The 25,459-nt window shown below is 43.6% G+C and carries 26 protein-coding genes; 1 reads left to right on the forward strand and 25 read right to left on the reverse strand.

Going from position 1 to position 25,459, the window contains the following annotated elements:
- The 25 genes from ACFSJE_RS13765 to ACFSJE_RS13885 all read right to left on the reverse strand — a co-directional run.
- The coding region (locus tag ACFSJE_RS13765; protein ID WP_379831574.1) for an efflux RND transporter periplasmic adaptor subunit at window positions 1-1,131 on the reverse strand (1,131 nt) is incomplete at its 3' end.
- Window positions 1,118-1,237, reverse strand: a complete 120-nt coding sequence (locus ACFSJE_RS13770; protein ID WP_231562679.1) for an ArsR family transcriptional regulator — start codon at window positions 1,235-1,237, stop codon at window positions 1,118-1,120. The genes ACFSJE_RS13770 and ACFSJE_RS13765, both read right to left, overlap by 14 nt.
- Before the next feature lie 246 nt (window positions 1,238-1,483).
- The gene (locus ACFSJE_RS13775; protein ID WP_225604827.1) at window positions 1,484-2,698 is read right to left on the reverse strand and encodes a hypothetical protein; all 1,215 of its coding nucleotides are present in this window, start codon (window positions 2,696-2,698) and stop codon (window positions 1,484-1,486) included.
- Window positions 2,688-3,128: a QcrA and Rieske domain-containing protein gene (locus ACFSJE_RS13780; protein ID WP_036383492.1), complete on the reverse strand. Its 441-nt coding sequence runs from the start codon at window positions 3,126-3,128 to the stop codon at window positions 2,688-2,690. The genes ACFSJE_RS13775 and ACFSJE_RS13780 overlap by 11 nt, the downstream gene beginning before the upstream one ends.
- Window positions 3,129-4,199: a di-heme oxidoredictase family protein gene (locus ACFSJE_RS13785; RefSeq protein ID WP_051947306.1), complete on the reverse strand. Its 1,071-nt coding sequence runs from the start codon at window positions 4,197-4,199 to the stop codon at window positions 3,129-3,131. It abuts the gene before it with no gap.
- Between the two features lie 365 nt (window positions 4,200-4,564).
- Entirely contained in the window at window positions 4,565-5,407 is an 843-nt protein-coding gene (locus tag ACFSJE_RS13790; protein ID WP_036383490.1) for a universal stress protein, read from the reverse strand.
- Window positions 5,408-5,682: 275 nt separating this feature from the next.
- Complete coding sequence (locus tag ACFSJE_RS13795; RefSeq protein WP_162987829.1) at window positions 5,683-5,859, reverse strand: hypothetical protein; 177 nt, start codon at window positions 5,857-5,859, stop codon at window positions 5,683-5,685.
- Window positions 5,860-5,873: 14 nt separating this feature from the next.
- On the reverse strand, window positions 5,874-6,047 hold the full coding sequence (locus ACFSJE_RS13800; protein WP_164732281.1) for a hypothetical protein: 174 nt from the start codon (window positions 6,045-6,047) through the stop codon (window positions 5,874-5,876).
- 3 nt (window positions 6,048-6,050) lie between these two features.
- A complete protein-coding gene (locus ACFSJE_RS13805) occupies window positions 6,051-7,049 on the reverse strand; it encodes a sodium:calcium antiporter (RefSeq protein ID WP_036383486.1) in 999 nt (332 codons plus the stop codon).
- Window positions 7,046-7,957 (reverse strand): cation diffusion facilitator family transporter, encoded by a 912-nt coding sequence (locus ACFSJE_RS13810; RefSeq protein WP_081894367.1) that lies wholly within the window; start codon window positions 7,955-7,957, stop codon window positions 7,046-7,048. The genes ACFSJE_RS13805 and ACFSJE_RS13810 overlap by 4 nt, the downstream gene beginning before the upstream one ends.
- A 36-nt stretch (window positions 7,958-7,993) precedes the next feature.
- The gene (locus ACFSJE_RS13815) at window positions 7,994-8,794 is read right to left on the reverse strand and encodes a cation efflux transmembrane domain-containing protein (protein ID WP_036383482.1); all 801 of its coding nucleotides are present in this window, start codon (window positions 8,792-8,794) and stop codon (window positions 7,994-7,996) included.
- A 43-nt stretch (window positions 8,795-8,837) separates the two neighbouring features.
- A complete protein-coding gene (locus ACFSJE_RS13820) occupies window positions 8,838-9,047 on the reverse strand; it encodes a hypothetical protein (RefSeq protein WP_036383480.1) in 210 nt (69 codons plus the stop codon).
- Between the two features lie 19 nt (window positions 9,048-9,066).
- On the reverse strand, window positions 9,067-10,470 hold the full coding sequence (lpdA, locus tag ACFSJE_RS13825) for a dihydrolipoyl dehydrogenase (protein WP_036383477.1): 1,404 nt from the start codon (window positions 10,468-10,470) through the stop codon (window positions 9,067-9,069).
- 87 nt (window positions 10,471-10,557) lie between these two features.
- Window positions 10,558-10,992: a Fur family transcriptional regulator gene (locus ACFSJE_RS13830; RefSeq protein WP_036383475.1), complete on the reverse strand. Its 435-nt coding sequence runs from the start codon at window positions 10,990-10,992 to the stop codon at window positions 10,558-10,560.
- Window positions 10,993-11,031: 39 nt separating this feature from the next.
- Window positions 11,032-13,020: a heavy metal translocating P-type ATPase gene (locus ACFSJE_RS13835; RefSeq protein ID WP_051947305.1), complete on the reverse strand. Its 1,989-nt coding sequence runs from the start codon at window positions 13,018-13,020 to the stop codon at window positions 11,032-11,034.
- Between the two features lie 79 nt (window positions 13,021-13,099).
- A complete protein-coding gene (locus tag ACFSJE_RS13840; RefSeq protein WP_036383473.1) occupies window positions 13,100-15,034 on the reverse strand; it encodes a heavy metal translocating P-type ATPase in 1,935 nt (644 codons plus the stop codon).
- Complete coding sequence (locus tag ACFSJE_RS13845) at window positions 15,031-15,393, reverse strand: SpoIIAA family protein (RefSeq protein ID WP_036383471.1); 363 nt, start codon at window positions 15,391-15,393, stop codon at window positions 15,031-15,033. The genes ACFSJE_RS13840 and ACFSJE_RS13845 overlap by 4 nt, the downstream gene beginning before the upstream one ends.
- An 81-nt stretch (window positions 15,394-15,474) precedes the next feature.
- A complete protein-coding gene (locus ACFSJE_RS13850; protein WP_036383468.1) occupies window positions 15,475-16,245 on the reverse strand; it encodes an AlbA family DNA-binding domain-containing protein in 771 nt (256 codons plus the stop codon).
- Window positions 16,246-16,287: 42 nt separating this feature from the next.
- Complete coding sequence (locus ACFSJE_RS13855) at window positions 16,288-16,506, reverse strand: SHOCT domain-containing protein (RefSeq protein ID WP_036383466.1); 219 nt, start codon at window positions 16,504-16,506, stop codon at window positions 16,288-16,290.
- Between the two features lie 27 nt (window positions 16,507-16,533).
- Window positions 16,534-16,905 carry a SpoIIAA family protein gene (locus ACFSJE_RS13860; RefSeq protein ID WP_036383464.1) on the reverse strand — a complete coding sequence of 124 codons (372 nt, stop codon included), beginning with the start codon at window positions 16,903-16,905 and terminating at the stop codon, window positions 16,534-16,536.
- Window positions 16,906-16,939: 34 nt separating this feature from the next.
- Window positions 16,940-17,362 (reverse strand): Fur family transcriptional regulator, encoded by a 423-nt coding sequence (locus ACFSJE_RS13865; protein ID WP_036383462.1) that lies wholly within the window; start codon window positions 17,360-17,362, stop codon window positions 16,940-16,942.
- A 10-nt stretch (window positions 17,363-17,372) separates the two neighbouring features.
- Entirely contained in the window at window positions 17,373-17,711 is a 339-nt protein-coding gene (locus ACFSJE_RS13870; RefSeq protein WP_036383461.1) for a P-II family nitrogen regulator, read from the reverse strand.
- A gap of 115 nt (window positions 17,712-17,826) precedes the next feature.
- Window positions 17,827-19,089, reverse strand: coding sequence for an efflux RND transporter periplasmic adaptor subunit (locus ACFSJE_RS13875; protein ID WP_036383460.1), 1,263 nt, complete (start codon window positions 19,087-19,089; stop codon window positions 17,827-17,829).
- Window positions 19,090-19,107: 18 nt separating this feature from the next.
- Entirely contained in the window at window positions 19,108-23,508 is a 4,401-nt protein-coding gene (locus ACFSJE_RS13880) for a CusA/CzcA family heavy metal efflux RND transporter (RefSeq protein ID WP_036383459.1), read from the reverse strand.
- Between the two features lie 118 nt (window positions 23,509-23,626).
- Window positions 23,627-24,022, reverse strand: coding sequence for a hypothetical protein (locus tag ACFSJE_RS13885; RefSeq protein WP_225604828.1), 396 nt, complete (start codon window positions 24,020-24,022; stop codon window positions 23,627-23,629).
- A gap of 1,170 nt (window positions 24,023-25,192) precedes the next feature.
- Here ACFSJE_RS13885 and ACFSJE_RS13890 point away from each other — a divergent pair.
- Window positions 25,193-25,420 (forward strand): hypothetical protein, encoded by a 228-nt coding sequence (locus ACFSJE_RS13890; RefSeq protein ID WP_119647249.1) that lies wholly within the window; start codon window positions 25,193-25,195, stop codon window positions 25,418-25,420.
- The last annotated feature ends 39 nt before the right edge of the window (window positions 25,421-25,459 follow it).

A 25,459-nucleotide genomic window follows, 5' to 3' on the forward strand; every position in this document is an offset into this window, starting at 1 on the left:
ATTGGACTTGGCGGCATTATCATTGACAAGCGCATCCTTTAACTCCAAGTAGGCGCTCAACACCTGTTTTAATTGGTTTTTAAAAGTCGCTGTCGCCGTCATTCGCTGGTTCATATCAGAATGGTCTGTTTTGTTTTCCAAGCCGGGATCCCCCATATCCATTTCCGAATGATCGCTACCGCCTGTACCCTTGTCATCCCCCATCTTCATGCCTCCGTGGTTATGTCCCGTCATGGCGGGCCCACCTTCAGGATTCATCATGCTCGGTTTCCCGGCCAATTGGGCCGCCGCGTCGATACTAAAGGTCCCGTTTACCGCGATCTCATCCCCTTCTTGCAGCCCCTCCTTGACAATGAAACCATTTCCCAACGATGGTCCCAAGGTGACATCGCGCAACACAAAATTCACCCCATTGGATGTGGTATTCTTGATGTATACCACAGAACGTTCCCCGGTCCACATCACTGCCGACTTAGGAATGGTTATCGCTTCTGATGCAATGGGCTGTTTTGCTTTTACGGTTCCGGAAGCGAACATTTCCGGCTTTAACCTTAAACCGGCGTTCCCGATCTCGATTCTGGCCTTGGCAACCCTAGTCATGGGATTGATCACCGGGTCGATATAGGAAATCCTGCCTTTGAAGTTTTCGCCCGGGAGGGAGGGTATGGTAAAGACCACTTCGTCGCCTTTCCTTACCCAGGGCATGTCGGACTCATAAATATCGAACAATACCCAAACGCTGTTCAGGTTGGCAATTTGATATAATGCCTTGCCCTTGTTGACATAGTCGCCAAGGTTTACCATTTTTTCGGTAACGTAGCCTGAAACATCGGCATGTATCGGCAATTCCTCCTTAACGGTCCCGGATTGAAGTATCTGTGCGATTTGGTTGTCGGAAAGCTTCCAGTTTTTTAATTTTTCCTTGGCGGCATTAAAAAACTGCGGTTGGGTGTCCGCCACCTTTCTTGCTTCAAAAAGTTCCTCTTGTGCAGTGACCAGGTCAGGGGAATAAATATAGGCGATGATCTGCCCCTGCTTGATGTACTCCCCTGTAAAATTGACCATTAGCCGTTCCACCCTCCCGGGAATATGGGAAGATTGGGAATAGATCGATCGTTCATCCGCTTCCACCGCTCATTTCAAGTATATCGGCAAAATCACAGGGACAAAGCTCACCTTCCTCGTTCAACCAGAAAAGTATCTTTAACCGAGTTTCGTTACCGGCCAGGGCTAGCACTTTGCTGATTTCGACAATTGTCTCTGAGTTTGTTCCCAAGGTTTCGCGACAACGTATTAGCTGCTTTTGGTCGGCCTCGTCGCGTGCTCAACTTAATTCAAGTGCCATAGTATTGTTTTTGAAAAAAATATAATTATTTAAGCAAATACTAAAATAATATTCTCCACCATTGCTCTTCCAAAATTACACTTTACTTAAATACATTCTACCCGATATTAAATCAAAGTAGCTATGTAAAATATTTTATTAAAAATAGGTGCTGAATCCAAAATACCATGTGGCCGTTCTTGAGGCAGGATTGTTGAGAATATCCTGTTGCCACTGGTATCTGTAGTTGATCCTTAGAACGGTCTGTGGTGCGGGCCTAAAGCTTATTGCAGGTGTAATTGCGAATAAATCATCCCCAACATTCGTATTGGTCTGGGCAAACCTGCCAATGTTGTAGTCCACATAATCCGTTCTGAGCGACAGGTTGAGTACGGCATTTTCCCAGTCCAATACTTCGGTCTTTAGTACCGGTTGGACAATATCCACAAAAAAACCAACTTGCCGATCACCAAACTGCTGGGTAAAAGTGTCCGGAACATCGACCCATATGTAGGCCATTTCACCGATAAACCTTGTCCCCGTTTTTTTAATGGCAGTATTTAAATCCAGGGCAAGAACATCTACCCTCCCTGATTGTGTATCAACCTGAAGCCCGTCAACTTCTTTCCTATTGTAGGCCCCACCCATATAAGAAATGCCCAATTCCCCTAATTTTCTATGCTTAATGGCCAACTTTCCATTGAGGAGCGCATTTCCGCTAAAATTCTCCTCGAATCGCGAGGAATTCTCCTTGACCGAAGCCAAAAATGTTCTTTCTCCCTCTTTATCTATAATGCTTGTATCAAAGCCATTGGTGAGGTATGCTTCATAGCCCAAGGTCCAAGCTTCCTTATATGCCTTTCCATATATCCCAAATCCGGCATTGGAGAAAGTGGCGGGCAACAAATTGGTGCTGACATCTGGCCGCTCGACAAACTCCCATTTTGGTCCGTCGTGATTTTGATTAAAGGAACCTATTGGATTCAGTACGATGCCTCCCCTAAGGTTCAACAAGGGGTGCAAAGCAATGTCCATGGAGGCGAATTCAATGGCAATTTCCTCTGTCCCGTTTTCAAATTCCAATTCGGTCAAAAACTTAATGCGCTTTGAAATAGAAGCCGAGACAAAAAGGGTCAATCTTCGGGCCTGAAAAGAAAGCCCCTCGGACAATCCGTCCTCAATACTGTAGATTGAGTTCGCCTCTAGATAACCGCCCAGATTGACTGGAAATTTATCGAAAGTTAGAAAAGGACGGTCATAAACCGCATCCATATTCATCGATTCCTTAATACTGTCCCTGTCGCTAGTTTGCGAGCTAAGGGTTAAAACGTAAATGTTCATTAAAGCAAGGGCTGCATATATTTTACGAACCATGCACATAGATATTTTCATTATCGGCGGTTGTTTCAAATGATTTTAGGTTTTCTTCGGCCGGCCCTTCTAAAACCCTGCCTGAACGGTCGAACTCACTGCCATGACATGGACAGTTGAATATGCCGCCGCCAATGTTGAGTTCACAGCCCCTATGGGTACATTGCATCAAACTGGCCAGATAATTACTGTTTTGTGTTTTGAATATTCCGATGGGGTATCGCATGGAATCGCTCTGGATGACCACAAAATCACGTTCAATCTGCTTTCCCCCTTTCACCTGTTGAAACTCCCCCTTTGAAACTCGTAGCACTCCCCCTTCTTCAACGAAGGATGCATAATACAGGCCTGCGCAACTACCGAGTAAAGCGGAGGAAGCTGGCAGGACTGCTATCAGATATCCAAATTGTTTAATAAAATCTTTTCTATGCACTTATAGGGAATTAATGAATTTTATCAGTTGTGATTTTTCTTTTGGGGTCAGGGACAAATACTGGGCTTTTGAATTATCGGCCTCACCGCCGTGCAATTCAATGGCCTCCTCAATACTCGAAGCCCTTCCATCATGTAACAACAAATCCGAGTAGGGATGAAATTCCTTAAAGGATAACGATTCAATTGGGGAAAATCCTGTGGTCAACGTGGGTGTGTGACAGACAGCACATTGTACCGATTCAAAGAGTTCTTTTCCAGCAATGACATCGGGGTCTGTTTGATTTCTGGGAATTGGTGCTTTTAAGGTTTTAAGGTAGAAAACGACATCGTTCAAGGTTTGGGTACTAATTTCAAGATCCTCTTCAAGTCCACTGAACGGGTCAATGGGGTCATAAAGAGATGTAATCCCTATGTCCTGGTTATATGCGCTGACGCTTTGGTGCAACAAATCATAACTACCCGCTTTCTTTCCAAACCTGAAGATATAATTGTTGCCCTGGGGAACACTATTATTCCGAATCTTGGTGAATTCAGGAGGAATATTGTAGTGAGGTCTTCCACTAATACCGTCTTGATTTGCATCAGAAGGGTCTGCGAGAGCCAAAATATTCGCGTCAGGGACAGCATCCAACAAACCCAATCCCGTTACCGCCGGAGCGACCAAAATGGAAAATGGGAAGCCTTCAGGCACGGTCTCCGGTTCAAAACCCGGTATGGCTTTATTTTGAATTTGGTTCCTGCCATCACCGAAGGATAACATCGAGGGTAAGTTCAAGTCATTGTTACCGAATCTGATTAGTTGATTGAAAGGATGACCCTTGCCATCCCCTGAATGGCAACTTGCACAGCTGGTGCCAACAAACAAGGGGCCAAGACCTTTTTCAACCGTGAAAACATCATCGTTAAAAGCTATATCCCCTGCTAAAAACAGTTGTTGCTCGCTTAAGGACAATCCGTCCAATGGCCCGTCCAACAGCTCAAATTCCATAGGTTCTTCCGGACCCAAATTTTCACAGCCAAATAGAGCGATTAAAGACAGGCCAATAAAGAAATGAATGATTTTAGACATTACTATAATGATATTTATTCCAAATAAAATATATTTTTAGATAAGTCTAAATATAGATGTAAAATTCTTCAATAAAGAAGTGGTTAAACCTTAAAGGGTTTGTTGATTTAATTATGAAAATCCCGTACTGTGGGAAATGTCGGTTGGCCAGAATGAAAATTTATATTTCGATATTTACTATGGGCTTATGCCCACTTCATCCGCTGCAACCGCACCGCATTAAAAATCGCCAATAACGCCACGCCCACATCCGCAAAGACTGCTTCCCACATGGTAGCCAATCCACCTGCGCCCAGAATGAGCACGATAATTTCGCATAGTAAGCTATACCTAATATTTACTAGAGTATCACATAGGTAGAAAAGCTACTTAACTATCAGCAGTGGGGCCTTGGAGGCATACAGCATTTTTTTTCTTAGCCCCTTTTTGAAAAGTGCCTCAAAAAATCCGTGTTCCCTGTAAAGCAAAACCAATAGGTCTATTGGGGTTTCAGTCAAAAATTCATCGATACCCTCTTCGGGTTTGTCTTCCTCGATAACTGTAAAGAACCATTGCTTAGGTACAAGAAGTTTGCCAAATCTTTCACGAATAAATGCTTTCTCCGGCACTCTTTCCTGTTTGTCCGCTATATGTACAAAGTGCAACTGTGCATTATAGTTTTGCAATAATCTGGACAATATTTCAAAATCTATTCTATTATCCATACTATCCGTATCCACTGCGACCCCGATACGCTTATATGCAGTATAGCTGGCATCTTCAGGTACGGCCAGTACTGGACAAGGCGCCTTTTGTGTCACCTTTTCGGTAACGGTTCCAATAAAAATTTCATCAAATCCCGAAGCCGTGCCCTTGGTACCCATAACGACAAGACTGGTATTCATTTCCTTAGCCAGGCCAGAAATCACATCGACCGTTGCCCCGAAACCGACAATTGCTTGAAATTCCAACTTGTCCAGTTCAGGAAAGCCTCTTAGAAACTTATCCAATTTTTCTTTATTGAGTTTTTCTTGTGATGCTGTGGTATCTGTTACATTGTGTGCCATAGTTGCCATCCCGATGGGCGTACCGGATGGATATGCCACTGAATAGGCGTGGACAAAAACCAGTTTTGATTTCAATTTTTGTGCTAGCCCAATTGCGTAGCTCACCGCATTTTCTGAAACCTGTGTGAAATCTACGGGTATTAAAATTCCTTTATCTTTCATATCATTTTGTTTTTATTGATTTGACTTCATTAATCTTTCTTTTTAGGTTTAATTATTCAATTGAAAAGCAGGTAAAAACCATATAGAATGGCATCTAAAAAGGCAATTGTCAGCACCGCAAGGAACATTGCCACAAAAACCAACAAGCAATACCCTTTCTCCTTTCTGGTTCTTACTTTCCTGTTTATTGAATTCCCCTTTTTTTCCTCTAGTCTCCGCTTTCTTCTTTCCCGTGACATATTATACTGTGCTTTACTAAAATCAACGCACCAATGCTATCCCCTAAGGTCATAAAACCATTCTTCTGCACGTTTGATTCCCTCCGTAATGGCCTTCTCACGAGAATACCCATTCTCCTTTACCAATTCTTGTGCAATTTTGAGGGCCTTCTTCCGAACTGACGGCTGTAGGCCATCAAGTTTTGTTTTGAAATCTTCAAATGTCCAGTCCATATTGTATACTTTTTTTAGAGCTTTCGCCCTTCCATCTCTGCTTTTACAATGCCGCGTTCAAGGGCTTCCTCCTTGGAGCATTGGTTTGTCGTATAGTATTCTTTAGCATACTTTACGGCCAATTTGTGGATGTTTTCATCCAGCATATTGAGCCTCATCGAGCAATCTTTAAAAAGTTCGTCTTTCATCTATCAAAAAAGTTTCAACACGTAAAAAACCATGACCAGTAAATAAACTATATATGCCGCATCAAATACAAAAATCTGCCAACGAGAGAAACCGTGCAGTTCCTTGCTTTGATGCACAAATAGTGTGTAAAGCAGTGGCATAAGCCCGACAAAGGCCAGGTTGACCCAGAACAGTTCAAAGTCCTCAATGGGGGTGGTTACCAAAGCCAGCGGAAAAAATGCCACCGTCATCGTTACGGCATTGTCTGCAATAACACTGGTGGTGCCCGCTGTCACCTCGCCCCCTTTTACCACGCTCCAGGTCTTGAATATTTCCGGTGCCGTGGTCATTATGCCCGTGATGAAAAGGCCTCCCACGATTTCAGAAATATTTAGGGCAGAAACAATATTTTCGGTCGCCTTCACTATGAAAAAAGCGCCAACTGCTATCGCAAAGGCCCCGGCAATCGATAACCAGACCTGTTTTTTGTTCCATTCTACTTTTTTGCCCTTTTCCTTGCCTTTTATGATTGCGTGGGTCAAGAACGCAGCATAGGCCGCCAGCATAATCCACCCGTCCACAGGTTGCAGGCCACGCCAGGGCTTTGGCAGAGTTAAAATGGCCACAAGGGCGATAATGCCCAGATAAGGAAGGGACAGTACGGAAACCGAACGTTTGTTCAACGCCAGAATGTTTTTATCAAGATGTTCTTGATGTTCCTTGTTGTTCTTGAATTGTTTCCTGGAAGCAAAATAAGCTATGGTCACCATCAAGGGAATGGAAATAATATTGGAACCCAATAAGTTGCCCAGGCCAATATCGGAAACGTCCCGTGCCGCACTGGTTATATTGATGGCAACTTCAGGACTGGCCGTTACAAGGGCAAGAAAAGCGGCTCCAGCGGATGCGGTAAGCCCCCATTGCTTGCGGAGCAACTTTAAAGGAGTCAACAATCGATCCGCACCCCAGTGTGCTGCCCAGGCCGCTAGGCCCAAAACGAGTACCCATGGCCATATGTTCATAATTCTGTCATTTTAACATTTCTCTCTTTGCTAGGTTCGATATGGATGTGCACGTCAAGTATCTCGGAATATGACCTGAACAATCTCTCCTTTACTTTGTGTGCAATATCATGGCCCTCGGTCACAGTTAATTCCCCATCGATCCAAATATGCATATCGATATGAAAGGCCGTTCCCATCTTTCGGGAATGGCAGCGCTCTACCCTTACCACTTCAGGAACGGCTTCGGCCAGTCGGATAACCTCATTTCGAAATTCGGGCTCCACAGCTTCGTCCAGCAACTCCCTTACCGATGACCTAGCTATTTTATAGGCATTGAACAGAATAATGCCCGCTGCAATGAGTGCCGCGAAATCATCCGCTATCTCAAACCCTTCGCCACCGATCAATGCTATGGAAATCCCTATAAAAGCGGCTATCGACGTAATGGCATCACTCCTATGGTGAAATGCATCGGCCTTGACGGCCGAACTATTGATTTCATCACCTGTTTTCATGACATAGCGATACAACGCCTCTTTCGTGAGGACAACAAATACCAGTATGAAGAGTGTGAAGGGTGCAGGAGTTTTGTGGGGTACCAGAATATGGTCGATGCTGTCCCTTATGATTATACCACCTGCAATGGTTAGGGCTATGGCAATACCCACCGCCACCAGGGCCTCTATCTTACCGTGTCCGTAGGGATGGTTTTCATCCGGTGGCCTTGACGACCATCTCAACCCGGCCCATAATAGTGCGGATGTCAGCACATCCGCCCCGGATTCGATCGCATCGGCAATAAGGGCATAAGAATGCCCGAACACCCCGCCCAAACCTTTGATCAATGCCAATAATGCACTGATCAAAATACCTACGAGGGTAGTTTTGAGTCCTATTCGGGATATGGCATTTGGATTCCTTTCCAAAATCTTTCTTTTGCTATTTCTTTTCTTCCCAATACGTTATTTGGACAATTTTAAAATTCTAATGGCCCCACGCATCACAAAGGCAAATACAATACCGCCTATGACCAAATCGGGCCATTTACTGTCTAAAAAATAAACCAGCACCCCTGCCAGTATTACCCCGCCGTTCACAATAATGTCGTTTGAGGTAAAGATGGCACTTGCCTGCATATGCGCTTCCTTGCTTTTGGCCTTGTTTATCAACCATAGGGAAACGAGGTTGCCGATAAGGGCGAAAATGGAAACGATAATCATCCATTGGAACAAAGGGGTTTCGCTACTACTCAAAAACCTTCTCACGACTTCCGAAAATCCCAGCAGGGCCAACGCCATCTGAAAATAGCCACTGAATTTCGCCACTTTCTTTTTTCTGGAAATAGCGCCGCCTACGGCAAAAAGGCTCAATGCATATACAATGGAATCGGCCAGCATATCCAGTGAATCGGCAATTAGACCCATCGAGGAAGAAATCCAACCCGTAGTCATTTCGATAACAAAAAAACCAAAATTGATGTACAAGACCCACCAGAGTATCTTCTTTTGTTTGGTCTCATCTTCAGTATTAGGTGCTTCCGCCTTTTCTGTTCCCAAAAGTTTTTCCCCCAACTTTAATGCACCCAATTCCACGTTTATTTCTTGGGCATTCCCTTGATGGTACACATCTAATTTCCTATTCGGAATGTCAAAGTCCAGATATTTGATTTGAGGATTTGACTCCAGTTTCATCCGTATCATCTGTTCTTCTGAAGGGCAATCCATTTGACTTACCTTAAAAGTGCTTTTGTTTATAGTGGACATTTAAATAATCTGTATTAAATTCTACGTTTGGTCTTTTAAATCTTTACTTACTATGGGATTCCATATATTTTTCCAAAATCGATTTTAAGCTCTCCAAATAATCAGCGAACGATTTAATGGTCGGTTTTGCTTCATCATCTACGGGAATCGTTATGGGGTTCTCATCCAAATACCGATAGAGTTCGGGATATTCGTGTTCAATCCTTAGGGTCAATTCGTTGATTTCTTGGGTTAGTTTTTGAATTTTCTTCATCTTCGTTTTTTTTATAATTTTATATATGCAACGCCCTGTCTTCGGTAGCAGCCAAGCAGGCTTCCTTAAAGGTTTCTGAAAATGTGGGGTGTCCGTGGGACATTCTGGCAATATCCTCTGCCGCTGCCCTGAATTCCATCGCCACGACAGCTTCCGTATAACTATCGGCTATGCGCGGACCTATCATATGAACGCCCAAAATTTCATCGGTTTCCTTGTCTGCAATCACTTTTATAAAGCCATCGGTGTCCATACTTATCTTGGCCCGTGCATTGGCCTTAAAGGGAAACGTGCCCGTTTTTATAGCCCTTCCTGCTTCTTTAAGTTCCTCTTCGGTAAGTCCCACGCCGGCTACTTCGGGCTGTGTATAGACAATGTTTGGTATGAGGGAATAATTGATGTGCGGCTTTTGTCCCGCAATGCGTTCGGCCACAAAAACACCTTCTTCACTGGCCTTATGGGCGAGCATCGCACCTCGGACTACATCTCCAATGGCATAGACCCCTTTTACATTGGTTTCCAGGTTATCGTCTACTTTTATTTGTCCTTTTTCGTTGGTTTCCACTCCCACGTTTGCAAGGCCCAAGCCTGATGTAAAAGGTTTTCTCCCAATGGCCATCAGGCAATAGTCGCCTTCCAACTGCATTTCCTTGTCGTCTTTCCTGTTCTGTGCCGTAAGGGTTACTTTATCATCTGCTGCCACAGCTTTTGTGACCTTGTGTTCCAGATAGAACTCGATATCTTGTTTTCTTAGGGACCTGTACAATTGATGCCCTACGGATTTGTCCATTGTATAAATAAGCCCATCAAAATACTCTACGATGGAAACCTTTGAACCTAACCTGGCGAAAACCGAACCTATCTCGACCCCAATGACACCACCTCCAACGACCATCAAGTGTTTGGGGATTTCTTTAAGGGCAAGCGCTTCCGTAGAGGAAATAATCCTTTTTTTATCTATTTCTATGTTGGGCAAGGATGCAGGTTTTGACCCGGTGGCGATGACCATTTTATCGGTTTCTATGGTTTGTGTTTTGTCCTCGCCCTTAATTTCAATGGTGTTTTTGTCCTTGATGTTTCCGTGGCCTTCATAAACGGTAACCTTGTTCTTTTTCATCAGGTAGGCTACCCCGTTGATGATTTCCCCCACGACGTCTTGAACCCTTTGGTTCATTTTTACAATATCTACATTCGCCTCCTTGACATCAATGCCGAAATCCTCGAATTGGTGTTTGAGCTTGTGGTAATGTTCCGATGCTTCCAGCCAGGCTTTTGAAGGGATACAACCCACGTTAAGGCAAGTGCCGCCAAGGGTACTGTACCTTTCGATTATGGCCACTTTAAAGCCCAGTTGTGCAGCACGTATGGCACACATGTAGCCACCTGGACCGGAACCAATAATTGTTATATCATATTTTTCCATAATTGTATTTTTTTGGTTAAATAAGGTGGAAGAACCTTGAACTTGCCTCTTGGGCGCAAGGGTTCAAAGTTCTGGAACTCCCACCTGTTATTTTTCCTTACATTTCACGCATATCCCTTTTAATACCAAGTTGACATCGTTTATTTTATAATCACTTGGTAAACTTTCTTCCGGTATTTTATTTGGCAAACAGATTGTTTTCTTACATTCGGTACAATGAAAATGCAGATGTAAATCCGAACCATATTTACCTTTAACGTTTTCATCAGAAATTGCAAATTTTGCCACTCCGGTTCCATCATTAATCTGATGAATAAGTCCCTTCTCCTCAAAAATCTTAAGGTTGCGATAAAAGGTCGTTCTGTTTGCTGTCTTATTGGTTTCGCTCTTTTCGGCAAAGACCTTTTTTAAATCGGAAAAGGACACGGCACTTTGCTTCCTTCTCAGATACCTGTATATCTTGGACCTCATTTGAGTAGGGCGAATACCGTGACTTGACAATATTTTTTCCGTTTTGTTCATTTTTTAATCTTGATTCAAAGGCAATCTCCTTTATTGGATTTATTTTTTATAGGCGAGCAAACGCAATGCATTGACCACCACTACCAACGTAGAGCCTTCGTGAACCGCCACGGCTATGCCGATACTTGCCCAGCTCATTATGGTCGCAGGAATTAAAAGGGCAACAACCCCCAAGCTAACCCATAAGTTTTGCTTGATTATCGCCTTCGCTTTTCTGCTCAAACCGATGGCAAAAGGCAAGGTTTCCAGTTTGTCTGCCATTAGTGCTATATCTGCGGTCTCTAAAGCCACGTCGCTTCCCGCCGCACCCATTGCAATACCAACGGTACTGTTTGCCATAGCAGGGGCATCATTGACCCCATCACCTATCATTGCCAGTTTATTTTCCTGTTCCGCAAGTTTTTTGATGGCCTCCACTTTTTCTTCGGGAAGCAGACTTCCGCGAGCTTCGGTCAAACCGATTTCCTCGGCTACAGCGTCGGCTACTTTCTGGTTGTCGCCGGTAAGCATTATCATTTTCTTGATGCCTATTTCCTTTAGTTGGGCAAGGGTTTCCTTGGCTTTTTCCCGTGGCGTGTCCATTAGCCCCAGCATCCCTATAAATTCATTGCCCCTTTTTATTAGCATCGTGGTCTTTCCTTCCCCTTCAAGCGCTCTTACCTTTTCTGATACATCGCTGGGAACACCTTTATCAATATCCTCAAAAAGCTCAAGGTTGCCTATGTAAATGGAATTCCCTTGATAGTTTGCCTTTATGCCCTTGCCCTGTACGGCTTCCAAATCATCGGCATCGGGAATTTTGGTGTCCTTCCCAAGCCGCTCCATCCCATCCCTTACAACAGCCTTTGCCAGGGGATGGTCACTCAGTTCCTCAACCGCAATCGCGATTTCCAACAGTTCCTTTTTATCTATACTGCCAAAACTTTCGACGTCGGTAAGCTTTGGTTTTCCTTCGGTAAGTGTTCCCGTTTTGTCAAAAGCGAGAGCGGTAAGTACCCCTAAGTCTTCCAAGGGGCGACCGCCTTTTATCAAAACCCCGCCTCGTGCTGCTCTTGCCACACCACTCAATACAGCAGATGGCGTAGAAATGGCCAGGGCACAAGGACTGGCTGCCACAAGTACCGCCAGGGAACGGTACAGGCTTTCATTCCACGTTTCATCGATGACCAAAAAAGCAAAATTTAATACTATGACCAATAAGATTACCGATGGCACGTAGTACCGCTCAAACTTGTCTGTCAATAATTGTGTGGGCGATTTTTGGTCCTGGGCCTCTTGAACCATAGTGACCAAGCGGTTGAGGGTAGAATCTTTTGCCTCTTTAATCACCTTTATTTCGAGGGTATTGTTGCCATTGATAGTTCCTGAAAATACACGGTTCTCGTCGGGAATATCGCTTTTTGCTGTATATTCCTTATCGGGATTTTCTATTGGTGTTTTGTCCACTGGAACGCTTTCCCCGGTAATGGGTGACTGGTCTATACTACTATTGCCCTTTACAATAACACCATCAGCAGATATTTTACTGTTGGGGCGTACCACGATAGTATCACCTATCTGTAACTCTTCTATACCGACTTCAACGGTATCGTCATCCTTCTTTAATAGTGCGGTTTTAGGCGCAAGGTCTGTTAACGCTGCAATGGATTTCTTGGCCTTGCCCATTGCATAGTTTTCCAGTGCGTGACCCAAACTAAACAGGAACAGCAACAAGGCACCTTCTGCCCATTCGCCCAAATAGGCGGCTCCTGCAGCTGCGACCAGCATCAGGAAATCGATTTCAAATCCGCCCTTGGAAATCTTGACGATGGCCTCCTTCAAGGTAAAATAGCCACCGAAAAAGTAGGCCGCAATATAGAGCCAAAAAGGAATGTTTTCTGAAACCCCGGTAAATTTCTCCAATAGGAAACCCGTAATTAGTGTGACCCCGCTTAAAATAGCAAAATAGAGTTCGGTGTTTTTGCCGAAGATGCCGCCGTGGTCGTGGTTGTGGCCATCGTCTTTGCTGTGTTTTTCCTTGTCTTTCATATTATTAATGGTTTTGTTATCGTTAATTAAGATTTAATCCAGTTTTGGGCTTGTAATTTGTTAAAGGTTAACATTTTTGCTATTTCCAATTCATTTTTTGCAAACGTATTGCATTGAGAATGGCAACGAACGAAACACCTACATCGGCAAACACAGCCTCCCACATCGTAGCCAAACCGATGGCACCCAAAATGAGAAAAATCCCTTTTACCCCAAAAGTAAGACCAATATTTTGCCATACGATACGGCGTGTTGAGCGTCCAATTTGGATTCCTCGGGCCATCCTGCTCGGCTGGTCGGTCTGGATGATAACGTCTGCGGTCTCTATGGCCACATCGCTGCCCAAACCACCCATTGCAATACCCACATCACTGGCTGCGAGCACGGGTGCATCGTTGATGCCGTCGCCCATAAATGCTACCGTGGATTCAGGTTGTTCCTTGAGCTTTTCGACCTCGTTGAGCTTATCTTCGGGTAGCAAGCCGCCTTTGGCCCAATCAATATTCAGTTCCTTGGCAACTTGTTGGGTTATGGAATCCTTGTCTCCAGAGAGCATTATGATTTTAGCTATTCCGGCCACCCGAATCTGTTGAATGGTGTGATGCGCGTCTTCCTTAAGTTCATCGGCAATGGTCACATAGCCTGCGAATTTTCCATCGATGGCGACCATCACTATAGATTCGACTATCACATCGGTTTCAGGTGGAACATCAACACTATTGGAAGTCATCAATGCTTTGTTGCCGACCAAGACCTGCTTATGGTTGACTGTGCCCTTTAATCCCTTACCGGCAACTTCAGAAACTTCGGATGCCTTAAAATCAGTACCGTCCGCTTTGTATTCCAGAATTGCCTTTGCAATGGGGTGGGTAGATTGTTCTTCCATCGCCATCAGGTATTTCATAAATTCCACTTCCGCAAAAGCGGATGTATTTATCACTTCCTTAATCTTAAAGACCCCTTTGGTAACGGTTCCGGTTTTGTCCATCACCACAGTATTCACTTTGGTCATTGCATCGAGAAAGGATGCACCTTTGAACAGGATTCCGTTGCGCGATGCCGCACCCAGACCGCCGAAATAGCCCAGTGGAATGGAAATGACCAAGGCACAAGGGCAGGAAATCACCAAGAAAATTAAAGCTCGGTATAGCCAATCCCTAAACACATATTCATCGACAAAAAAGTATGGTAACAAAGTGAGTCCGATAGCAAGGAAAACCACGATGGGCGTATAAATCCGTGCAAACTTCCTAATAAATAATTCGGTCTTTGATTTCCGGGCCGTGGCATTCTGTACCATCTCCAGAATACGGGCGATGGAACTGTCCTTGAATTTCTTGGTGGTTTCTACTTCGATGACACCGTCGAGATTGATGCTTCCCGCAAAGACTTTTTCGTTCTGTGTTATGGTGTCGGGTTTGCTTTCGCCAGTAATGGCAGCTGTATTGAGCGATGCTTTGTTTGATAGCAGTTTGCCATCCAATGGGATTTTTTCGCCCACCCGTACCTGTATCTTCTCGCCAATATTGACCGTTTCGGGATTGACGGAAACGAAGTCCCCATTACGATAGACCAATGCCTCGTCCGGTCGTGCATCCAGAAGTGCCCTAATGTTTCCTTTGGCACGGTTTACGGCAGCATTTTGGAACAGTTCGCCCACGGCATAGAACAACATCACGGCAACGCCCTCTGGATATTCGCCTATGGCAAATGCTCCCAAGGTTGCGATGGACATCAGGAAAAATTCTGTAAAGAAATCGCCATTTTTAATACTTTCCCATCCCTCCTTGATGACGGGAAAGCCAACAGGGATGTAAGCCACCGTGTACCACACAATCCTGACCCATCCCTTAAAGAAAGGAAAGGCATCGAAATAGTCAATGGCAATACCAACTATGAGCATCACAAAGCTGAAAATTGCCGGTAAATAGGTTTTGAGCTTTTTTTCGGTTGCTGAAATTACAGTGGACTGTTTCCCTTTTAGCTCCCGTAGCTGTAGTTTTTTCTTTTTCATCCTTTTGTTGAGACCCAGGTCATTGCCTGCTCTTTATTTTTACTATCAAAAAATTTAACTTCAGACTTTATGAAAAAATCAGTTGCCTTCGCGGCCCATTCCTGCCATTTTTTATTGCCCACAAAGGCCATCTTGCCATAATCTCCCAAATGAGCCGAATCAATCTTTAGGTCTTCCCAAAAGCCTTTAAGGGTATAGCCTTTTAAATCTTCCATTTCAAAATAGAAATCCACTTTATGCCCTTTTTCTATGATGTTGTGGATAAGCGGATGCATCTTTTCCATATCCTTTTCCGTAAGTTTCCCGCTGATTTTAGCGGCAATAAGATGTTCTTGTTCTAAGTTTATTATCTGTAACATATTTGTATATCTTTATATTAATCTATTTAAAATATTAGTGCGTTGTATGTGCAAATATCCATTGGCCTACACTTACTTTTCTTAATTATAAAGCGCCTTCTCTTTTCCTAAGTGCAAGATGGCTTCGGGCAAATCGAGTTCGCGCGTTCCGTTGCCCGTTCTAATATAAAACCGTGACCTCCCGTCTTGACTTAGATAGACTGGTGTTTTGGCCGGGTCTATTTCTATGTAGCACACGTCATTTTCTCCATATCTGTAAAAAGATACATTTACAGCCGTACATAAATGGGTTCCCAATTTTAAAGATATCAACTGCATCAGGTATTGCTCAAAACCATCTGTACCCGGTTTTTTCAAGGTGTCAAAATCCTGGTTTAGACCGAGGATGTTGCCGTTATCGTCTACTCCTATAAGCAAATTACCACCGTTGGTGTTCATAAAACCCGCTATGGTCTTGATAATTACAAATTCCAACTGTTTATTCACTTTGGATTGACGTAAATCCCATCGCAGACTTGATTTGAACTCCACCAAATCATTCTCGCCTTTTTTAATGAGTTCCAGCAGGGTTTGCCCATCCATCCGTTTCCTGTTCAGTTGAAAAATCTTTTTTCTGAAAAAGACCATCAAGGCAAGGCTGCTTCCCAATATTCCGAACAACAGGTTTTTAAGGACTTGGTCAACATCGGTAAAACCCCATACGGTTTCAAAAGCCTCGCCAAGATAGCTTGGCCAGTGACCGGAATCGCCCGACCGGTCAAAGAGAAAAAGGGATAGGCCCAAGGGTTGCAGTATAAAGACCCCAAAGGCAAAGCCTGCCAAAAGCCATATCCCTATTTTTCTTCTTTGCATAGATAACGGTGTTATGGTCGTTCGGTCAAAAGCAAAACACTGTTATTTTTTGTCCTTTAACAGGAACGTCTTGCGTTTCTCAAACTCCTCTTCGTCGATTTCGCCGCGGGCGTACCGCTCCCTCAGGGCTTCCATTGCCCTGTCCTTTCTGTTTTTCTGTCCCGGTGTGGGGTAGGGAATCAGGAATATCCAGAAGATGAGGATTATCCATAACCCCCACCATATCCAGTGCATTCCCCCAAAATACCAATCGTCCATCATAATTTTCTAGATTTAAAGATTCATGTTTCAGTTACTATTGCTATTGCTTGTTTGTTCGAGCCAGTTGTTGGCCATGTTTCCATCTTCAGGTCCGAAATATTTTATGTGGGCTTCACTAAACGGCAATAGCGATTCGGTAAACCGTTCTTGCCATGTTTTTTCGCCCACCAAGGCTATTTTCTTAAGCCGTGCTTCTTCGGGAAAGGAAATATCCAACCTCTCACCGCTGCTTTTCTTCACTCCTTTTTTGCGAGGCTCCATTTCCATATACCAAGCGGGCAGTTCATTGCTTTTCAAATGTTCATTCAGGGCCTTGACTAAGGTCGCCCCATCATCGGCATCCAGCTCTTGATCTGCGATGGTATATAAGATTTGGTCTTTTTTATAGATTGCTATCATCGTCGTATTCTTTTGATATTATTGTCCTTAAAGGTTACTCCAAATTGCCATTGCATTTATTGCATACTCCCGTTACGACCAGATTGATATCCTCTGCCATATATCCTTGGGGCAGGTTTACCTGCGGGATTTTACGGTCGGTCAAACAAACGGTCTCGTTGCACCGGGTGCAATGAAAATGCAGGTGCAGGTCGTTGCCCACCTCACATTCACAGTCTTCCTCACAGAGCGCATATTTCATAATGCCCGTACCGTCCTCTATTTGATGTACGATGCCTTTTTCCTCAAATGTTTTCATCGTCCGGAAAAGGGTACTCCTTTCCGACTTCTCGAAGAAACTCTCCAATTCGCCCAAACTGATGGCCACCTCGTTTTCCAGTAACTTTTTATAGGTCAACAGACGCATCGGGGTGGGTCGTATTCCCTTGCTCTCCAATTTTTTGACGATTTTTTCCATGTGCGATGGGTCAGAGGTCGTACCGTTTTAAGGATTCCCCCGTTTTGATCTGGAAGGCATCCTCAATATCCGATAAATAGATGATACCGTCCCCTGGGTCGGGCGTTTTACCGTTTTCCGTAATAATATCGATTGCCGATTGTGCTTCTTCATTTTGACATACCAGCTCCACTTTTACCACCGGACTATCGGTTACGTGAAAATCCAATGAGGGCTTCGCGCCTTTTGCTTTGAATGCTCCAGTACCCTCCGCCTGTGAAAGCGTCATACTTTTAAAACCTTTATCGCTAAGGGCTTCGATGACCCTTTGTATCCTGTTCGGTTTAACAAATGCTTTTATTTCTTTCATTTTTAAAATGTTTAAATTTTTAATCGATTTTGAACCGAGCCTGTTCTTTAATTTTTAACTAACTAAATTAAGTCGATAAACAAACTCGGAATCAAAATCCTTGATTTTTAGAGAATTAATGTCCGTGCTCCAATTCGCCTTTCACCATTTCTGAAGAAAGAGTATAGGCCCCATTTGTTACTATTTTGATATTTTCGGGTGTTCCTGCAGGCAGGTTAACTTCAACAAACCCCAGATCGTTGACCCCCGTGCTCACGGGGATGCGTTTATATTTCATTTTATTTTCAACAGGTTCTTCATCCTCATCCATGATGAAGATATAAGACTGTTCACCTTCCTGGACAATAGCTTCCTCGGGAACAGCAAAGCCTGATTTTTCTCCTTGTACAATTCTTCCCTCCACATACATTCCGGGCAAAAGGTCCTTGTCTTTATTCTCGATATCTGCCAATACCTCTATGGCCTTCGGATCGCTCTCAAACGTCTGCCCTATGGAACGCACGGTGGCCTTTAACAATTCATTAGGTTTTGAGGCTGTTGAAAAATAAATCTGTTGTCCCTCCTTGACCTGCTTGATGTCCTTTTCATATACTTTGAAATTGACATAGATTTTCGAATTATCGCTTATCGAGAACATTTTGGATTGTGGGGCCACATAATCGCCCAGGCTTACCATTACTTCGCCCACATAGCCACTAATGGGCGTAATAATGGGGATGGCAGAATAGATCTCCCCTTCGGCCACTTTGGAAGGGTCCAGTCCCAACAAGCGTAGTTTGGACTTTAGGCCGTTTACACTGGAAGTGGTGGAACGAAATTTGGATTGCGCCATTTGGAATTCCTTGCCAGAGGAAACCCCTTTGTCATAGAGGGTCTTTTTGCGCTCAAAATCCTGCTTTAAAAATACCAGTTCGTCATTCTTTTCCTGGTATTCCTGTTGCATGGCGATGATATCCGGGTGTTCTATATAGGCCAACACCTGTCCCTTGCGCACAATGTTGCCCGGTACTACCTTGATCGAGCTAACATTTCCACCAATAAAGGGACTAATGTTTGCCCTGTCCTGTGGGAAGAGTTCGAGTGTTCCTGTTACCTTAATGTTGTTCCCTAAATTACGTTCCTCCAGAGGTTTCGTTTCCAGACCGATGGTTTCGGCCTGTTGTTTTGTAAGTTCAACAACACCTTCTTCCCCTTCTTCCCCTTCGTGGCCACCTTCTTCTTCGTCGTGACCCTCTTCTCCGTGCGCATCTTCTCCAGGTGCTTCGGTTTTTGATACGCCTTCCGTTTCGTTATGCCCAAGCTCGGATTTTGGGGCATCGTTACAGCTCAGAAACATAAGTGTCAATAATACGGTACTAACTAATAGTATATTCTTCATTTTTCTTTCTTTTTAAGATTATAGATTGCCCAATTGATATTGTATCTCAATGGCCTGTTGGTTATATTGGTTGATGAAATCCAAATGGTTTATTTTGATGTTGATGGCACTGTTGAGGATGGTGATATAGCTAATGTAGTCTATCTCACCTTCCTTGTTTGCCAGTTCGGCAGTGGTCAACTGTTCCTCTGCCAGTGGCAGTGCCGCTTCTTCATAGTACCTCAACGACTTCAACGTTTTGTCCTGGGCTTTGTACAGTTGGGAGACCAGGCTCTCGGTGGTCGCCTTTTGTGTCAAATACTGGTTTTCGGCCACCATGGCATCTGCCTTGGCCGCCCTTACCCTATTTTTTTGCGGAAGGAACCACAAAGGGATGCTGATGCCCGCCTGATAGGCATTGAACCCCGTAACATCATTATACTTGAGATTGTCATAGCTCAGGCTGAACTTTGGCAGGAACTGGGATTTTTCGACCTTTACGTTCGCTTTGCCCACTGCAGCGTTCTGAAGGTCGAATTGCAGCAACGGGTTATTGCTTATATCCAAAGTGTCCACAACCGATATTGGGTTTATGATCCCATAAGGCCCATCCATCGTATCAATGGAACCATCGATTCCCAGATATTGCTTCAATGCCCTTTTGGCAATCTCGATATCATCATAGGACTGTTGCTTTAACACCTGTATTTGTTGGTACTCCGAGGTAGCCGAAATATAGGCGAGTTTTCCGGTCTCACCGCTATCGTACCTTAATTTGGCCGCGCTTTCAAAATCGGCATAAATGCTGTCCAGCCGCTCGGCAAGCTTCAGGCGGGCCTTATTGTAGGCAATCTCATAATAGGCCTGCATCACATCCCGTACCAGCTGCTGCTCACTAAGGTCATAGAATTTCTCGCCCAGCTTGGTGCGTTCCTTATAGAACCTGGATTTTGAAAACCCGGAGAGCAGGTCAATGTTGCCCTGTTGTACCCCGAAGGTACGCAGATTTCCCTGATTCAGGCCTTGGTCTTCCCTGCCGGCATATAGAAACGTGCTGCCCAGGTCAAAACTGGTGCCCTTCAAGGCCTGTTCCCTGTCTATGAACGCTTGTCCTTCCTTTAGGGTGGGATAATTTTCCCTTGCCATTACTATAGCTTCATCTAAAGTCAAGGTTTGAGCGATGGGATTGTTTTGGGCCGATAGGTTACCAGATGATAAAAATCCTCCAACCAACAATAAAACTGGAATGATGGCTTGGCTTTTTTTGATATAACCCGTATCGTCACCATTATTTCTACGCTCCTTACGGGATTCCAACCAACTATAAAGTACCGGGACTACCACCAATGTTAAAAAGGTTGCCGTAATCAAGCCACCAATAACAACGGTTGCCAATGGTCGCTGCACTTCTGCACCACCGGAAGTAGAAATCGCCATTGGGATAAAGCCCATAATGGCCGCCGTTGCCGTAAGCAATATAGGGCGCAAGCGCTCGTGGGTTGCCTCGTAGATCCTGTCTTTTAAATTTGTCATACCACTTTCTTTTAAATCATTGAATTTGTTTATCAGTACCAGTCCGTTCAATACTGCAACACCAAAAAGCACGATAAATCCGACTCCTGCGGAAATACTGAATGGCATTCCCCGTATCCAAAGGGCAAACACGCCACCAATGGCTGCCAGGGGTACTGCCATATAAATCATTACCGACTGTGAGAACGAGCTCAAAGCAAAGTAGAGCAATATGAAAATTAGGAACAGTGCAATAGGCACTACGATCATTAATCGGTCGGTCGCCCTTTGAAGGTTCTCAAAAGAACCGCCATAGGTTATATAATACCCCGGGGGCAGTTTCAACTGGGCATCGAGCTTTTGCTGAACCTCCTCGACCATGGACTTGACATCCCTGCCCCGAACGTTTACCCCCACATAGATTCGCCGGTAGGTATTGTCCCTGGAAATCTGCATGGGCCCGGGTTTATAGCTGATGTCCGCCAATTCCTTTAGGGGCACTTGGTTACCACTGGGCAGGTCTATATACAGATTTTTAAGGTTGTTGATATCCTTTCGATAGTCCTCGGCCAGACGGATGACCACGTCAAAGCGCTTTTCGCCCTCGAATATGACACTTGCCGATTCCCCTGCGAAGGCGGCACTCACATAATCGTTGAGCTTGTCAATGGTAACCCCGTATTGCGCCATCTTTGCCCGGTTATAGACAACGGTCATCTGTGGCAGGCCACTGGTCGCTTCCGCCCGTACATCACCAGCGCCATCTACGGTTTGTATGATTGCCGCCATTTCCTGTGCCTTTTCGGCCAGAACATCCAGGTCCTCACCATAGATCTTGATGGCAACATCTTCCCGGACACCCGTCAACAGTTCATTGAAACGGAGCTCTACGGGTTGGGTAAACACGAAGTTCACCCCCGGGATAACCGAAATCTTTTCCTTTATTTTTTCTATGAGTTCTTCCTTGCTCTCCGCACTGGTCCATTTGCTCTTATCCTTTTCAAGGATGATGTAACTATCGGCAATGTCCATGGGCATGGGGTCGGTAGGGATTTCGGCCACCCCGATCCTCGAGATCATGGTCTTCACTTCGGGAAATTCATTTATCAAGTTCTGAAGTTTTTTTGAAGCTTCAATGGATTCGGTAAGGCTACTGCCCGGTTTTATCAGGGCCTGCATGGCAATATCGCCTTCATCCAGCTTTGGGATAAATTCACCACCCATAGTGCTGAATATAAATCCTGCGATTGCCAGTAAAGCAACTGCCCCTAAAACAATACCAGCCTTAAAACGCAATGCAAACGACAGCAATGGCTTATAGGCTTTGTTCAACCCTGCCATGATTTTATCACTGAACCTATCGATACTATTTTCAAATTTGGCAAACCAATGGTCCTGGTTTTTTGCAGGTTTCAGGAACAAGGCCGAAACCATAGGTACGTAGGTAAGGCATAGGATAATCGCCCCAAGTACGGCAAAACCAAAGGTAAATGCCATGGGACGGAACATTTTTCCTTCAACTCCGGTAAGGAAAAGGATTGGTGTAAATACGATAAGAATGATAAGCTGACCGAAAAAGGCAGAGTTCATCATCGTACTTCCCGATTCGTATGCCATTTCGTCCATTTCGGCCTGACCTATCGCTGCTTTTGATTTTTTCATCCGTTGATGGATATGCAATACCATACCTTCCACGATAATGACCGCACCATCCACGATAATCCCAAAATCGATGGCACCAAGGGACATTAAATTTGCCCATACGCCGAACTGTTTCATCAGGATAAATGCGAAGAGTAATGATAACGGGATTACCGAAGCGGTAATCAATCCGCCACGTAAACTCCCCAAGAGCAGTACAAGCACAAAGATCACAATCAATGAACCTTCAATCAAGTTCTTCTCTACCGTACTTGTGGTCCTGGCTATAAGTTCGGCACGGCTTAAGAACGGTTCAATATAAACGCCCTCGGGAAGCGATTTTTGTATCTCGTCAATTCGTTTTTCTACATTATTGATCACATTACTTGGGCTTTCTCCCTTTAACATCAAAATCTGACCTCCCACGGATTCGTGGCCATCTTGGGTAAACGCCCCATAACGTACCTGATTCCCATAGCCCACTTTCTGAGCGATATCACGTACCAGAACAGGTGTTCCATTTTGGGTAGTAACCACCGTATTTTCCAAATCTTCAAGGCTACTGGCCAAACCTTCGCCACGGATAAAGTTGGCCTGATGGTTTTTTTCAATATAGGCACCGCCTGTATTGGCATTGTTCACCTTAAGGGCTTCAAAAACCTGCCCCATGGTAATGCCAAAACTTTTTAGTTTGTCAGGGTTTATGGCCACTTCGTACTGCTTCACATAGCCCCCAAAAGCATTGACCTCGACCACACCGGGCACTAATGCCATTTGGCGTTTAACAATCCAATCCTGAATGGTACGAAGTTCCATTGCATCGTATTTATCTTCGTATCCTTCTTTTACCTTTAAGGTGTATTGGAATATTTCGCCCAGACCCGTAGTAATGGGTGCCATAAAAGGCGTACCAAAACCTTCGGGAATTTCCCCGGCGACTTCGGTCAATTTTTCTTGCACCAATTGCCGGGGAAGATAGGTGCCTGCTTCGTCCTTAAAAACAATGGTAACCACGGACAGCCCAAAACGAGATACCGAACGCAGCTCGATAACGTCAGGAAGGTTGGCCATTGCCAATTCTACAGGATAGGTAACAAATTGTTCAATATCCTCAGTACCTAAATTTGGGGCTACTGTAATAACCTGTACTTGGTTGTTGGTAATATCGGGGACAGAACCCAGATTTATAGTGGCCATAGACCAAATGCCCGTACCTACCAGTGCCACTATGAAGAGCCCAATAATAAACTTGTTATTAATGGAAAATGAAATGATTTTGTTAATCATAGTAAAAGTATTAATTCAGTTTAAACATCGCAATGCAATGAGATACAATGCGTTTATAATGTGATGCTTATTTTGAAAAGCATCACGTAAGGATATAGCTATCCTTAAAAAAACTGAATTATACTTTAGGTGGTTGGAAAAGCGATTCCAAATATCTGGAAGTGAAGTTTACTTTATATAAGTTAAACTGTTCTTTCCCTTCAAACTTTAATAGATTAATTAAAGCCGAATTGTTGTTCGCAATAATTAATACTAAAGGGTGGCAACATTGCTGATGGGAATGGATTGGTGTTTTCTGCTTACCAGAGTCATTATGGTGCCTTTCAGCTTTTGCTACGTTACCAAAGTAATCTTCAACTACATATTCAAGGAAAGAGTCACCATAAACTTTATGGTCTTGGTAATGGATTAGGATGCTTGAAATTTCTTTAATGGGTCCACAAAAGTCCATATCAATACTAATTCCCTGAAAAAAGAATAATAGCGACATTGATATGGAAAAAAGTGTTTTCATAAATTTCAACAAAGGTAAGAATTAATCGATGCACAGGTTGTGCAAAAACTTGAAAGCAGGGATAAAAGGTTTCATGAAGCACTAAAAACTAGTTATTCTGCAGATCCATAAATCTTTTGAGGGCGAAATAGGCTTTCCATAGGATAGGTCATATATATATATTATATCGTAAGATATCAGACATAAAATTGAGTGCCAAGAAATATATTTATAATATGATTGCCAAAAATTTCAAATTGCAAATATAACAATGATTACGTGCGACTGGGTTACAAAAGAACTTCAAAAATAGGGTAAGGTTTCAAATAGTCACTAAAATTAATAAACTGAAAAGGCTGAACAATAAGACAATAAGATTTCTAATAATATTAAAATTCTCCGTGCTTCCATCTCTCACTTTATCCATCAATGGACTACAAATCGTGTGCCTTACAAAAGTTATTACAGATTTGTTTATTTTCCCTTTGTTCTTTTTTGATGTTATTTTAAACAGAACTAGGTTTAATTCAATTCCCGCCTCGCCTTCTGATGCCCCTTCAAGGGTTATTGTTCCACTTGTAAAAGGAGGTAGACAGTCGTCCAAGTCCTTTTCGCTTGGGTAAACCGCCCTACGGATATCCTCTACAAGCAAACGTAATGGTTCGCTATTTTTCCTGAGTTCGCGAAGTCTTTCTTCTTCTGTAAACCGTCCATATTGAGCTGAAATTGGTACTGAAAAAAAGCAAAAAATGAGAAATAAGAGTGGAACGTGGCTTTCATATTCGGTAATTTTTAAATATTCAAAAAATTAGGGAAGCCAATTTTAGGGTAAGAAATACACACACCTCATTTTGAGTGGCTTTTAAAATGGGGGAGTTTTCCAATTTAGAAAATTTATTTGAGACCCCATTACAGGAAATCCACATAAAAACTGTGGTTTTCCCCTGTGTATATTTGCAAATGAATGCCCCGCATTACTTCAATCTCTTTGAAATTTTGATTATCATTGGTGAGAATAAAGTAATCACTCATTAGAATTACCTCTCGAAATCGAACTAATATCGAACTAATAAAAATATAATTAAATACAGTTAAATCAATATCAGTTATTTAATATAAAATAGACGATATACAGAATGGATATATACCTGCTTTAGCATTAACTGTTCGGAGGCCTATAATGGAGCAAGCTTGGAACAGGTCGAGATCCGCATTTTCAACAGACAGGACAATCGTTGGGATACCAAATTGTTGAACTACAGCGAAGCCAAGGGAAGTGGTGTCGACAGGTATTTTGAGATGGAGACCGAACCGCGTGAAAGTAGATTGAAATACCTAGATCAGCCTTATGAAGTAAGGGTACGGGACAGTGATGGGCAATGGAGCGATTGGACTTTTGGCTCCGTGGTAAGGGTATAAAATTCATTAATGGGCTATGCCCCACTTATTCAATATCTG

This window comes from Flagellimonas iocasae (assembly GCF_042682725.1).
Lineage (GTDB): Bacteria > Bacteroidota > Bacteroidia > Flavobacteriales > Flavobacteriaceae > Flagellimonas > Flagellimonas iocasae.